This is a genomic window from Actinoplanes awajinensis subsp. mycoplanecinus, from assembly GCF_001509495.1.
Lineage (GTDB): Bacteria > Actinomycetota > Actinomycetes > Mycobacteriales > Micromonosporaceae > Actinoplanes > Actinoplanes palleronii.
In genome coordinates this window covers 35093-47098 of record NZ_LLZH01000300.1, presented here as the reverse complement: position 1 = coordinate 47098, position 12006 = coordinate 35093, and the positions used below count along the sequence as shown (strand labels likewise).

11 protein-coding genes and 1 tRNA gene are annotated in these 12006 nt (G+C 71.9%); 7 read left to right on the top strand and 5 right to left on the bottom strand.

Going from position 1 to position 12006, the window contains the following annotated elements; genetic code table 11:
- The first annotated feature begins 117 nt into the window (after nucleotides 1–117).
- Nucleotides 118–200: transfer RNA gene (locus tag ADL15_RS36025), tRNA-Leu, on the top strand.
- A 318-nt stretch (nucleotides 201–518) separates the two neighbouring features.
- Here the strand turns inward: ADL15_RS36025 and ADL15_RS36020 are convergent.
- Together ADL15_RS36020 and ADL15_RS36015 are read right to left on the bottom strand one after the other, a co-directional pair.
- Nucleotides 519–1472: an expansin EXLX1 family cellulose-binding protein gene (locus ADL15_RS36020; RefSeq protein WP_067700811.1), complete on the bottom strand. Its 954-nt coding sequence runs from the start codon at nucleotides 1470–1472 to the stop codon at nucleotides 519–521.
- A gap of 85 nt (nucleotides 1473–1557) precedes the next feature.
- Entirely contained in the window at nucleotides 1558–2376 is an 819-nt protein-coding gene (locus ADL15_RS36015; protein WP_067700808.1) for an MOSC domain-containing protein, read from the bottom strand.
- Between the two features lie 162 nt (nucleotides 2377–2538).
- Between ADL15_RS36015 and ADL15_RS36010 the strand changes: the two genes are divergently transcribed.
- Genes ADL15_RS36010 through hutH form a run of 6 tightly spaced genes read left to right on the top strand, consistent with a single transcriptional unit; the run spans nucleotide 2539 to nucleotide 10225 of the window.
- A complete protein-coding gene (locus tag ADL15_RS36010; RefSeq protein WP_067700805.1) occupies nucleotides 2539–3384 on the top strand; it encodes a MurR/RpiR family transcriptional regulator in 846 nt (281 codons plus the stop codon).
- Nucleotides 3385–3399: 15 nt separating this feature from the next.
- Nucleotides 3400–5040 (top strand): urocanate hydratase, encoded by a 1641-nt coding sequence (gene hutU / locus ADL15_RS36005; RefSeq protein WP_373872909.1) that lies wholly within the window; start codon nucleotides 3400–3402, stop codon nucleotides 5038–5040.
- Nucleotides 5033–6187 (top strand): allantoate amidohydrolase, encoded by a 1155-nt coding sequence (locus ADL15_RS36000; RefSeq protein WP_067700799.1) that lies wholly within the window; start codon nucleotides 5033–5035, stop codon nucleotides 6185–6187. Before hutU ends, ADL15_RS36000 begins: the two co-directional genes overlap by 8 nt.
- Entirely contained in the window at nucleotides 6184–7476 is a 1293-nt protein-coding gene (locus ADL15_RS35995; protein WP_067700796.1) for a formimidoylglutamate deiminase, read from the top strand. Before ADL15_RS36000 ends, ADL15_RS35995 begins: the two co-directional genes overlap by 4 nt.
- The gene (gene hutI / locus ADL15_RS35990) at nucleotides 7473–8693 is read left to right on the top strand and encodes an imidazolonepropionase (RefSeq protein ID WP_067700793.1); all 1221 of its coding nucleotides are present in this window, start codon (nucleotides 7473–7475) and stop codon (nucleotides 8691–8693) included. The genes ADL15_RS35995 and hutI overlap by 4 nt, the downstream gene beginning before the upstream one ends.
- A complete protein-coding gene (gene hutH / locus ADL15_RS35985; RefSeq protein ID WP_067700790.1) occupies nucleotides 8690–10225 on the top strand; it encodes a histidine ammonia-lyase in 1536 nt (511 codons plus the stop codon). The genes hutI and hutH overlap by 4 nt, the downstream gene beginning before the upstream one ends.
- An 89-nt stretch (nucleotides 10226–10314) precedes the next feature.
- Here the strand turns inward: hutH and ADL15_RS35980 are convergent, their stop codons facing one another.
- The 3 genes from ADL15_RS35980 to ADL15_RS35970 form a co-directional block, all read right to left on the bottom strand.
- Complete coding sequence (locus ADL15_RS35980) at nucleotides 10315–10695, bottom strand: hypothetical protein (protein ID WP_067700787.1); 381 nt, start codon at nucleotides 10693–10695, stop codon at nucleotides 10315–10317.
- 107 nt (nucleotides 10696–10802) lie between these two features.
- Entirely contained in the window at nucleotides 10803–11666 is an 864-nt protein-coding gene (locus tag ADL15_RS35975; protein WP_067700784.1) for a class I SAM-dependent methyltransferase, read from the bottom strand.
- Nucleotides 11666–11959, bottom strand: coding sequence for a hypothetical protein (locus ADL15_RS35970; RefSeq protein WP_067700781.1), 294 nt, complete (start codon nucleotides 11957–11959; stop codon nucleotides 11666–11668). Before ADL15_RS35970 ends, ADL15_RS35975 begins: the two co-directional genes overlap by 1 nt.
- Nucleotides 11960–12006 lie beyond the last annotated feature (47 nt).

Here is a 12006-nt window from a genome sequence, read left to right as displayed (position 1 = left end):
ACGGTTTACCCGGTCAGCGGGCCCGAACGACCAGGTTCCGCCAGAACCGACGAGGCACCGACCGGCTGAACCGTTTAGACTCTCTGCGCAACGCTTTGCTCTTGATGAGCAGAACGAGCGGGAGTGGCGAAATGGCAGCCGCGCGGGTTTTAGGTGCCCGTGCCCGAGAGGGCGTGAGGGTTCGAGTCCCTTCTTCCGCACAAGGCGCAGGCGCAGTGTGTTCGCGAAACGCGCTCACCATGACGCCTCGTCATGCTGGCTCCGGGGGCCGAGCCCCCGGAAGCCCCGCATCACGGTGACCGGGTAGGCGGTTCAGTCGCGCTTACCCCACTGCCTGGGTTGCGGTTACCCCCATGCTTCGCTTCGCTCGCATCCCGCGGTGTGGCTGCGGGCCGCTTTTTGTAGCTTTTTGCCCTTTTTGTACGGGGGGTTGGCGGGTTATCCACAGGTTGTGCACACGTCAAACAGCCCGCGGCCGGGGTGCGCTCGGCGGCGGGCTGTCGACTTGCTGGGTGCTGTCAGCCGCAGTTGGGCTTGGTGGCGTCGGCGGCGGTGAGGTTGACCAGGGCGTCCTCGGTGGTGCCCGGGGCGGCAGGGGCCGACTCGAGCAGCGGGGCCACCGAGGACGCCGACGGAGCAACGGTCGTGGGCTTGGTGGCGGGGGATGACTTCTTCGCGGCGGGTGAGGCCGACGCCGAGGCCGTGGTCTTGGCCTTCGTGGTGGTGGCCTTCTCGACGGTGGAGGAGCCGCCGGAGATCGACGCCGACGTCTTCTGAACCACGCCAGGCTTCATGTCGATTCCGGACACCGTGGTGCTGTTGCCGTACACATCAGTGATTTTGATCTTGTAGGGGCCGGACCCGGCGCCGCTGTCGATCAACCAGTAGTTGTAGTCCTCGCGGTGCGCGGTCTTGAAGCTGCCGCCGCCGCTGGAGACCTTGACCGAGGACAGCAGGTTCGCGTGGTTGTCGATCCGCGCGGCGAACCAGTACTGCGACGCGCCCTCTTTGATCCGGACGGTGACCGGGCCGGGCACCGACGGGTTCGCGACCAGCTTGTAGGTGATCGGGATGATCCCGGCCACCTCGGCGCCGATCTTCTTGAACGCGGTGCGGCTCAGGTCCAGGTGGCCGGTGTCGCACTCCGGGCAGGAGTCGAAGACCTTGACCCGGACCTTGCCCTTCGGCCCGGTGACGTCGAGGTACGCGCCGCAGGACGCGCCCGCGGCGTACTGGTCCGGGCCCAGCGCCACGTAGAGATCGTCGGCGGGCACCTCGAACGAACAGTTACCGGACGTGCCGGCCAGGTCGTAGAAGGTCGCCTTGCCGGACTTCGCGCTGGTGCTCGGCGGCGCGGCGCAGGCCGACCCGCCGGTCTGCAGCAGCAACGCCACGCCGATGATCCCGGCGAGAACAGCGGCGCCGCCGGCGGCCAGCCAACGGTTCGAGAACGGTCGTCGATGAGCACTCACGCTGAGCGATACTCGTCGGGTGGAGCGCTCCCAGCAAATCTTCTAAGACACTCCTAAGACACGAGTACCGCTAATGAGTGCCGAGTCACTCCTGCGGTACCACCGAGTCGCCGACCCGCAACACTCCGGTGTCACCCGCGGACAGCTCCGGGATCAGGTTCACCGCGAACATCAGGCCGCCGTCGATCCGGCGGTGCTGCCCGAGCACTGTCAACGGCTGCCGCCCGGTCTCACCGGTCTCCTGATCGATAGTGGTCACCCGGCACCGCGGACAGGCCTTCGACACCCGGAAGGTCACCTCGCCGATCCGCAGCCGCCGGCCCAGCCAGCCGTCCTCGGCCCACGCGGGCGCGCCGTCGACCACCAGGTTCGGCCGGAACCGGTGCATCGGCACCGGCTCGTCGCCGCCCTCGACCAGCCAGCCGTTCACCGCGTCCAGCGACGCGGTGTTGGCCAGCAGCACCGGGTAGCCGTCGGCGAGGCTGACCCGGTCACCGGGCTGCGCCGCCTCCGGGATGGTCCGCCCGGTCGGGTCGGCCTGCCAGGCCAGCCGCACGTCCCGGCCGAGGAACTCGCTGCACCACGCGCTCCCCGCCTCGGCGTGCCGGGCCGGCACCTCCGGCTTGTTGCGGAACACCCGCACCGCGACCTTCGGGCCGCCGGCCGGCTCGTCCAGATCGATCTCGGGCAACCCGGGGGCGCTGAGCCGGAGCCCGCCGGGGCGCGGCCGCACGGTGAGCTGGGTCAGCAGCGGGGTCTCGCGTTGGGTGACACCGACGCCGCCGGCGTCGACCAGCATCCACCGGCGGTCGCCGGTCAGGCCCCAGGGCTCCACTCCGGCTTCGTCGTGGTCCAGGCGGTGGCAACCCTTTACCGGGTACGTGTGCAGCGCAGCGATCCGCATGCCCTCACCTTTTCACGTTCCGCCAGCCCCTCGACCGCCACCGCCCGCCCGCGACCGCGCGGAGACCGGCTGGCCCTCAGGGGTGCCTCCGGCCGCTCGAGACACCCCCAGGAACCAGCCGGGGGCCTGGTGTCTGAAAGTTTTTATGCATAGGCTGGCGGCGTGAATGACGGAGTGGTCAGGACGGCGGAACGGGTGCTCGACCTGTTTCAGGGGGCGCGCCTCACTCCGACTCAGCGGCGGATCGCGCACTGCCTGGTCGAGCACGCCGCGAAGGCGGCCTACCTGTCCGCGGCCGAGGTCGCCGAGCTGGCCGGGGTGAGCCAGCCGTCGGTGACCCGGTTCGCCATGGCCCTGGGCTACTCCGGTTATCCGGCGCTGCGCCGCGAGCTGCGCGCGCTCTCCTCGGACGCGCCGAGCGAGCCGGCCGGGCAGAACACGATCCAGCGTGCGGTGCTGGCCGAGACCGAGCACCTGCGGCGGCTCGCCGACGACCTGCACCGGCTCGACGACGTCCGCGCCGCCGCGGCACTGCTCGCCGCCAGCCGGCCGCTGCCGGTGCTGGGCCTGCGGGCCGCCGCGCCGCTCGCCGGCTACTTCGGGTACTTCGCCAGCAAGGTCTTCCCGGACGTGCGGGTGCTGGACACCGGCGGTACCGGGCTACAGGACCGGCTGGATCAGGCCCGCGCCGCGGGCGCCGGTGCGATGCTGGCGATCGTGCTGCCGCGTTACCCCCGCGAGTCGGTCGAGGCGGTCCGCGAGGCCAAGGCCGCCGGCTTCGCCGTGGTCGCGATCACCGACTCGGCGGTCAGCCCGATCGCCGACACGGCCGACGTGGTGCTGCCCGCCGCGGTCGGCACCCAACTCGTGTTCGACCTGCACACCGGGCCGATGGCGATGGCCATGGTGCTGCTCGAGGCGATGTGCGACGCCGCACCCGAGGCGGTGCAGAGCCGTCTCGAGGAGTTCGAGGCGTCCGCCACCCGCCGGAACGTCTTCGTGGTTTAGGACCTGCAGAGGGAGATGACGACGATGGAGATCCGTGCCCCGCGCGGTTCCGCGTACACCGCAATGGGCTGGCCGCAAGAAGCTGCCAAGCGCATGTTGATGAACAACCTCGACCCGGAGGTGGCCGAAAGGCCAGAAGATCTTGTGGTGTACGGCGGGACCGGCCGCGCGGCCCGGAACTGGCCCTCCTTCCACGCCATCGTCCGTGAGCTCGACCTGCTCTCCGACGACGAGACGCTGCTGGTGCAATCGGGCAAGCCGGTCGGGGTGCTGCGCACGCACGAGTGGGCGCCGCGCGTGCTGATCGCCAACTCGAACCTGGTCGGCGACTGGGCGACCTGGCCGGAGTTCCGCCGGCTGGAGCAGCTCGGGCTGACCATGTACGGACAGATGACCGCCGGCTCGTGGATCTACATCGGCACCCAGGGCATCCTGCAGGGCACCTACGAGACGTTCGCCGCGGTGGCCGCCAAGCGGTTCGGCGGCGACCTGGCCGGCACGGTCACGCTGACCGGCGGCTGCGGCGGCATGGGTGGCGCACAGCCGCTCGCGGTGACCATGAACGGCGGCGTCTGCCTGGTCGTCGACGTGGACCGCACCCGCCTGCAGCGCCGGGTCGACAACCGGTACCTCGACGTGATCGCGGACTCCCTGGACGACGCCCTGGTGCGGGCCGGGCAGGCCAAGACGGCGCGGGCGGCCCTCTCCATCGGCGTGGTCGGCAACGCCGCCGAGGTCTTCCCCGAGCTGCTCCGCCGCGGCGCCGAGATCGACATCGTGACCGACCAGACCAGCGCGCACGACCCGCTCAGCTACGTGCCGATCGGGGTGGAGGCCGCGGACGCGCTGGAGTACGCGCGGACCAAGCCCGAGGAGTTCACCGAGCGGGCCCGGACCAGCATGGCCACCCAGGTCGAGGCGATGGTCGGCTTCCTGGACGCCGGCGCCGAGGTCTTCGACTACGGCAACTCGATCCGCGGTGAGGCCCAGCTCGCCGGGTACGCGCGGGCGTTCGACTTCCCGGGTTTCGTGCCGGCCTACATCCGGCCGCTGTTCGCCGAGGGCAAGGGTCCGTTCCGCTGGGCGGCGCTCTCCGGCGACCCGGCCGACATCGCCGCCACCGACCGGGCCGTGCTCGACCTGTTCCCGGAGAACGAGCCCCTGGCCCGCTGGATCAAGCTGGCCGGCGAGCGGGTCGCGTTCCAAGGGCTGCCGGCCCGGATCTGCTGGCTCGGGTACGGCGAGCGGGACAAGGCCGGCGTCAAGTTCAACGACATGGTCGCGCGCGGCGAGGTGTCCGCGCCGCTGGTGATCGGCCGTGACCACCTGGACTCCGGGTCGGTGGCCTCGCCGTACCGGGAGACCGAGTCGATGCTCGACGGGTCGGACGCGATCGCCGACTGGCCGCTGCTGAACGCGCTGGTCAACACGGCGTCCGGGGCGAGCTGGGTCTCGATCCACCACGGTGGCGGGGTGGGCATCGGCCGCAGCATCCACGCCGGCCAGGTGTGCGTCGCCGACGGGACGGCCCTGGCGGGTCAGAAGATCGAGCGGGTGCTGACCAACGACCCGGCGATGGGTGTGCTGCGGCACGTGGACGCCGGGTACGAGTCGGAAGCCGCGCCCGGCGTGCAGATCCCGATGCGCGATGAGTGACTTCGCCGCCCTCTGGGCCGAGATCGCCGAGATCGGCCGGGCGTCGAGCGGCGGCTACCTGCGGTACGCCCTGACGCCGCCCGAGCTGACCCTGCGCGACTGGTTCCGCGGCCAGGCGCAGCGGCGCGGGATGACCGTGACCGAGGACGGCAACGGGAACCTGTTCGCCTGGTGCGACGAGCCGTGGGCGCCGGGGACGGTGCTGACCGGCTCGCACTTCGACTCGGTCCCGCACGGCGGAGGTTACGACGGGCCGCTGGGCATCGTCAGCGCTTTTCTGGCGGTCGACCGGCTGCCGGAACGCCGCAAGATCGCTATCGGGGCGTTCGTGGAGGAGGAGGGCGGCCGGTTCGGCGTACCCTGCCTGGGTTCTCGCCTGCTCACCGGCATGATCACGCCGGAGAAGGCGGCCGCGCTGACCGACCGGGACGGCGTCACGTTCGGTGAAGCGCTCGGGTCCCTGCCGACCGGCAAGTCAGCGCCGATCGAGAACCTCGCTGCGTTTGTCGAGCTGCACATCGAGCAGGGCCGCGCGCTGGAGGTCCCGGTCGGGGTCGGTAGCGCGATCTGGCCGCACGGCCGGTGGCGGATGGAGTTCACCGGCACCGGCGACCACGCCGGCACCACCCGGATGACCGACCGGCGCGACCCGATGCTGACCTTCGCGCACACCGTGCTCTCCGCGAACCAGGAGGCCCGGCTGACCGGGGCACACGCCACCGTGGGCCGGGTCGAGGCCGAACCGAACGCCACGAACGCGATCCCGTCGCTGGTCCGCGGCTGGCTGGACGCCCGGGCCGTGGACACCGCGACGCTCGACCGGCTGCTCGAATCGGTGCTCAAGCGGGCCAACGAGCGGGCCGGCGTGGACGGCACCGAGCTCTCGGTCGTCGCCGAGTCGGTCACCGCCGAGGTGGCCTTCGACACCGAGCTGGCCCGGCGGCTGTCCGTGCTGCTCGGTGACGCGCCGATCCTGCCGACCGGTGCCGGGCACGACGCCGGGGTGCTCTCCGCGCACCTGCCGACCGCGATGCTCTTCGTCCGCAACCCGACCGGGGTGTCGCACGCGCCGGCCGAGAGCGCCTCGGACGAGGACTGTGCGGCCGGGGTCGAGGCGCTGGCGACGGTGCTGGAGTCGTTGACGTGACCACCTACCTGGCCGAATACGCCTGGGTCGGCGGGACCATTGCGCAAAATGTCCAGATAGAAGTGACCGATGGCAGATTTTCCGCGGTAAAACCGGGCACTGCGGGCACCAGACTCCGCGGCCTCGTCATGCCTGGCCTGGCCAACGCGCACTCGCACGCCTTCCACCGAGCCCTGCGCGGCCGCACCCACGGCGACCGTGGCAGCTTCTGGACCTGGCGTGAGCTGATGTACCAGGTCGCCGGGCGACTCGACCCGGACAACTACTTCACCCTCGCCAAGGCGGTCTACGGCGAGATGGCCCTGGCCGGGATCACCAGCGTCGGCGAGTTCCACTACCTGCACCACGGACCGGACGGCACCCCGTACGCCGACCCGAACGCGATGGGTCACGCCCTGACCGCGGCCGCCGCCGAGGCCGGTATCCGGATCACCCTGCTCGACACGGTCTACCTGACCTCGAGCGTCGACGGGAAGCCCCTCGAGGGTGTGCAGCGCCGGTTCGGCGACGGTGACTACGACGGCTGGTACGAGCGGTTCAGCGCCCTGCGCGGCGGTGCGGGAGCGCGGATCGGGGCGGCGCTGCACTCGGTACGCGCGGTGCCGGTCGACGGGATGGCGACGTTCGCGCAGCGCACCGACGGGCTGCCGGTGCACGTGCACCTCTCCGAGCAGCCGGCCGAGAACGAGCAGTGCCAGGCCGTGCACGGCTGCTCCCCCACCGAGCTGCTCGACCGGATGGGCGTCTGGCAGCCGATGACCACCGCGGTGCACGCCACCCACCTGTCCGACAACGATCGCGCCCTGCTGGCGGGGCAGTACGTCTGCCTCTGCCCGACCACCGAGCGGGACCTGGCCGACGGGATCGGGCCGGCCCGGGCGCTGGCCGACGCGGGCGCGTTCCTCACCCTGGGCAGCGACAGCCACGCGGTGATCGACCTGTTCGAGGAGGCCCGCGCCGTGGAGCTGGACGAGCGGCTGGCCACCCGGCAGCGCGGGCACTTCGGCGCGGGTGAGCTGCTGGCGGCGGCCACCCGTACCGGGCACGCGTCGCTGGGCTGGGCCGACGCCGGGGAGATCGCGGTGGGGCAGCGCGCCGACCTGGTCGCGGTGTCACTGTCCAGCGCGCGGACGGCCGGGGTCGACCCGGCCGGGATGATCTTCGCGGCGACGGCGGCCGACGTGACCGACGTGATCGTGGACGGCCGGGTGATCGTGGCCGGGGGGCGGCACCTGACCATGGACGTACCCCGGGATCTGACCTCGGCGATCACGGCGGTGCTGGCATGAGCTTGTTGATCACCAACATCGGCGAGCTGTTCACCAACGGCGCCCGTCACCTGACCCGCGACGCCGCGGTGGTGCTGGACGGTGAACGGATCGCCTGGGTCGGCGCGGCCACCGAGGCGCCGGACGCCGACGAGCGGATCGACGCGGGCGGCGCCGCGGTGCTGCCCGGCTTCGTGGACAGCCACGCGCACCTGATGTTCGCCGGGGACCGCGCGCCGGAGTTCGCCGCGCGGATGGCCGGCGAGCCGTACACCGGGGGCGGGATCCGGACCACGGTCGGCGCCACTCGCTCCGCGAGCGACCAGGAACTCCGCGACAATGCGAGTCGCCTGGTACGCGAGGCGCTGCGGCAGGGCACCACCACCATCGAGATCAAATCCGGGTACGGCCTGAACGTCACGGACGAGGCCCGCTCACTGCGGATCGCGTCGGAGTTCACCAGCGAGACCACGTTCCTCGGTGCACACGTCGTGCCGGCCGAGTACCAGGGCCGCGCGGACGAGTACGTCGGGCTGATCTGCGGGCCGATGCTGGCGGCTGCCGCCCCGTACGCAAAATGGGTTGATGTCTTCGTCGAGCGCGGCGCCTTCGACGAAGATCAGGCGCGGAACATCCTGGAGTGCGGCAAGGCGATGGGCCTGGGCCTGCGGCTGCACGGCAACCAGCTCGGGCCGGGCCCGGGCGTCCAGCTGGCCGTCGAGATGGACGCGGCAAGCGTGGACCACTGCACGCACCTCAGCGACGCGGACGTCGACGCGCTGGCCTCGGTGACCGTCGCCTGCATGTGCCATGAAGGCTGGAGCCGGACCGTGGCCACGCTGCTGCCCGGCGCGGAATTCTCCACCCGGTCGCCCTATCCGGACGCCCGGCGGCTGCTCGACGCCGGGGTGTCGGTCGCGCTCGCCACCGACTGCAACCCCGGATCGTCATACACCTCGTCGATGGCGTTCTGCATCGCGCTGGCCGTCCGGGAGATGCGGATGACGCCGGCCGAGGCGGTCCGGGCCGCGACCGCGGGCGGGGCCCAGTCGCTGCGCCGCGACGACATCGGCGTGATCCAGGTCGGCGCCCGGGCGGACCTGTTGATCCTGGACGCGCCGTCACACCTGCACCTGGCCTACCGCCCGGGCGTGCCGCTGATCCGCACCGTGATCAGCGGCGGCCGGGTCGCTTTCCCCACCGCTATCAACCGCATGCACGACGGAGTGCCCTTATGACCGTTATCGTTCAGCCCACCGGGATCGAACCCGCCGACGTGCTCGCCGTGGCCCGCGGCGACGCCAAGGTCGAACTCTCCCCCGCCGCCATCGAGGCGATGGCGACCAGCCGCGCCATCGTGGACGGCATCGAGGCCTCCGGCCGCCCGGTCTACGGCGTGTCCACCGGCTTCGGCGCGCTCGCCAACACCTCGATCGCTCCGGAACGCCGCGCCGAGCTGCAGCACGCGCTGATCCGCTCGCACGCCGCCGGGATCGGGGCGCCGATGCCCCGCGAAGTGGTCCGGGCGATGATGCTGCTGCGGGTGCGGTCGCTGGCGATGGGCCGCTCCGGTGTCCGGCCGGTGCTCGCACAGGGCCTGGTCGACCTGCTCAACCACGGCATCACCCCGTGGGTGCCGGAGCACGGCTCGCTGGGCGCCTCCGGTGACCTGGCCCCGCTCGCGCACTGCGCGATCGTGCTGCTCGGCGAGGGCTGGGTGGTCGGCAAGGACGGCGGCCGGGCCTCCGCCGCCGAGGCGCTGCACACCGCCGGGCTGCGCCCGCTGGAGCTGGCCGCCAAGGAGGGCCTCGCGCTGATCAACGGCACCGACGGCATGCTCGGGATGCTGCTGCTGTCGATCGCCGACGCGGAGCACCTGTTCGCCATGGCGGACGTGACCGCGGCACTGGCCACCGAGGCGATGCTCGGCTCGGAACGGCCGTTCCTGCCCGAACTGCACGCGATCCGGCCGCACCCGGGGCAGGCCGCCTCGGCCGCCAACATCCACCGGCTGCTGCAGGGCTCCGCGATCATGGATTCGCACCGGGATGACCTGGCACACGCGGTGCAGGATGCCTATTCGATCCGCTGCGCGCCCCAGGTCGCCGGTGCGGCACGGGACACCCTCGATTTTGTACGGGTGACAGCCGGCCGCGAGCTGATCTCCGTCGTCGACAACCCGGTGGTGCTGCCGGACGGCCGCGTCGAGTCGACCGGCAACTTCCACGGCGCGCCCCTCGGTTTCGCCGCCGACTTCCTGGCCATCGCGGCCGCCGAGGTCGGTGCGATCTCCGAACGCCGGGTGGACCGGCTGCTGGACGTGACCCGCAGCCGTGACCTCCCCCCGTTCCTCTCCCCGGACGCCGGCGTGAACTCGGGCCTGATGATCGCCCAGTACACCGCGGCCGGCATCGTCGCCGAGAACCGCCGCTTGGCGTCCCCCGCGTCGGTCGACTCGCTGCCGACCAGCGGCATGCAGGAGGACCACGTCTCGATGGGCTGGGCGGCCACCAAGAAGCTCCGCACCGTCCTGGACAACCTGACAAGCCTGCTGGCCGTGGAGTTGCTCTCCGCGGTCCGGGGCCTCCAGCTGCGCGCGCCGATCACGCCGTCACCGGCCGGGCGGGCCGCGGTGGAGGCGGTGGAGCCGTTCGCGGGCAAGCCCGGGCCGGACATCTTCCTGGCCCCGGTCCTGGAGCAGACCCGCACGGTCCTGGCCGGCCCGGCTCTCCGCGCCACCATCGAGGCAGCCATCGGCGCGCCGCTCTGACCCTTCTTCCCCTCTCCCTTTTCCGGGCCCGGCGCCCGGCCTTAGGTCCGGGCCTCGGGTCCGGGCCTCGGGCCCGGGCCTCGGGCCGGTCAGGGTAGGCAGCTTGCTCCGGCGATGCCGGTGGAGATCTCGGCGCCCGACTTGCTCAGCACGGTGACCGAGTTGATGTCGCCGGTGTAGGCGACCTCGCCGGCCGCCTCGCAGATCGCCTTGCCGCCGACGGTGTCGTCGTCGGCCAGTGCGGTGTCGATGGTGAGATTGGTGCACTGGCCGTTCACCGTGACCTGCCGGACCTCGGAGCTGGTGACGTGTTCCTGGACCTTGGTGGCGGCGTCGCCGCAGTCGGCTGCCGCGACGGTGGTCCGAGCTGTTGCGGCGCCGGCCGGCGGCGTGGCGGTGTCCGTGGCGGAGCAGCCGGACAGGACCGCGACGCTGGTGAGGAGTGCGAGGATCGCCTGGCTCGAGGTCATGAACGAGATTCCTGTCTGCGCGGTGGATTCAAACGTGCCGCCGTGCCCAGCCAGCAGGCTCGCCGCCGTGACCAACCAACAGACGCACGCTCGGTATGAACGCCGCCCTACCCGGCGGGACCTGGGCTCGTCGCCGTGATCAGCCAGCAGCCGGCCGGTAGTCGGTAGCCGGCGCCGGCCGTGCGGAACCGTTCGAGCAGCCGTGCCGTGCCGGCCCGGGCGGATGCCTGGGCCGGCGGATCAGCAGCCCGGTAGGCCGCACCTGCGGGACCGATCTCGATCAGCCAGGCGGCGACCGCTGCGGGATCGTCCGGCGCCTCGAGCGTGACGTCCTGCGCGACGACCGCGACGTCGGTGAAGCCCGCCGCGGTGAGCAAGCCGGTCACCTTTGCCGGGTCGGCGAAGGCGAACGGCCCCGGCTCGTCCCCGATCGGCAACGGTGGCATCGCGCCCAGCGACGGCGCCGCGCCGAGCATGGCCGCCGGCAGCCACGGATTCACCCCGCCGTCGCGGAACACCGTCGCGGCCAGCCGCCCGCCCGCGCGCAACGACCGCCGGATCGTGGACAGCCCGGCAACCGGATCCGCGAAGAGCATCAGCGCCATCCGGGAGTGCACGGCGTCGAACGGCGCGCCGGGCACTCGATCCAGGGTCTCCACGTCGCCGACCAGGAACCGCAGGCCCGGCCCGGTGAACCGGACCCGCGCCGCCGCCACCATCGCCGCGGCGATGTCGAGGCCCACCGCGCTGCCCGACGGCGCCACCGCCCCGGCGAGCTCGGCAGTGGTGCCGCCACACCCGCAGCCGACGTCCAGCACCCGTTCCCCGGGCCGCACCCGCAGCCAGTCCAGCGCCGCGGCACCCAGCGGCCGGCCGATCTCGTCCTGCCAGTCGGCATGGGTGATCCAGCCGGGCGCCGCCTGCTCCCAGAAGACCGCGTTGCGGGCACGCAGCGCGGACGCGTCCGCCATCAGAACGGCATTTCGGCACCGTCGACGCTGGCCGACCGGAACGTGGCGGCCTTGGTCGGGTCGAAGCCGCCCTCCTGAGCGGCCAGGCCCGCGGCACGGACCAGGCGCTCCGACTGGAACCGCCGGAACGCCGCCTCGTCCGCCCAGACGTTGATGATCCGCCAGCCCTGCTCCGAGGGACCGGCGACGTGGGCCAGCAGGCCCGGCGGACGGTCCGGGCCGAGGTGCTTCTCGACCTGCCGATACTCCTGCTCGGTGACTCCGGGCATGTCCTGAACGACGCCGAACGGCATATCGACCACCTATGGCTTTAGTGAATAGAGTGAAGCTCTATCCAATA

Excerpts from the sequence above, each read along its gene's own strand:
- hutI (WP_067700793.1), top strand. The coding sequence starts at position 7,473 with ATGAGCTTGTTGATCACCAACATCGGCGAGCTGTTCACCAACGGCGCC.
- ADL15_RS36015 (WP_067700808.1), bottom strand. The coding sequence starts at position 2,376 with ATGCGGATCGCTGCGCTGCACACGTACCCGGTAAAGGGTTGCCACCGC.
- ADL15_RS35975 (WP_067700784.1), bottom strand. The coding sequence starts at position 11,666 with ATGGCGGACGCGTCCGCGCTGCGTGCCCGCAACGCGGTCTTCTGGGAG.
- ADL15_RS36000 (WP_067700799.1), top strand. The coding sequence starts at position 5,033 with ATGAGTGACTTCGCCGCCCTCTGGGCCGAGATCGCCGAGATCGGCCGG.
- ADL15_RS35970 (WP_067700781.1), bottom strand. The coding sequence starts at position 11,959 with ATGCCGTTCGGCGTCGTTCAGGACATGCCCGGAGTCACCGAGCAGGAG.
- hutU (WP_373872909.1), top strand. The coding sequence starts at position 3,400 with ATGACGACGATGGAGATCCGTGCCCCGCGCGGTTCCGCGTACACCGCA.
- hutH (WP_067700790.1), top strand. The coding sequence starts at position 8,690 with ATGACCGTTATCGTTCAGCCCACCGGGATCGAACCCGCCGACGTGCTC.
- ADL15_RS35980 (WP_067700787.1), bottom strand. The coding sequence starts at position 10,695 with ATGACCTCGAGCCAGGCGATCCTCGCACTCCTCACCAGCGTCGCGGTC.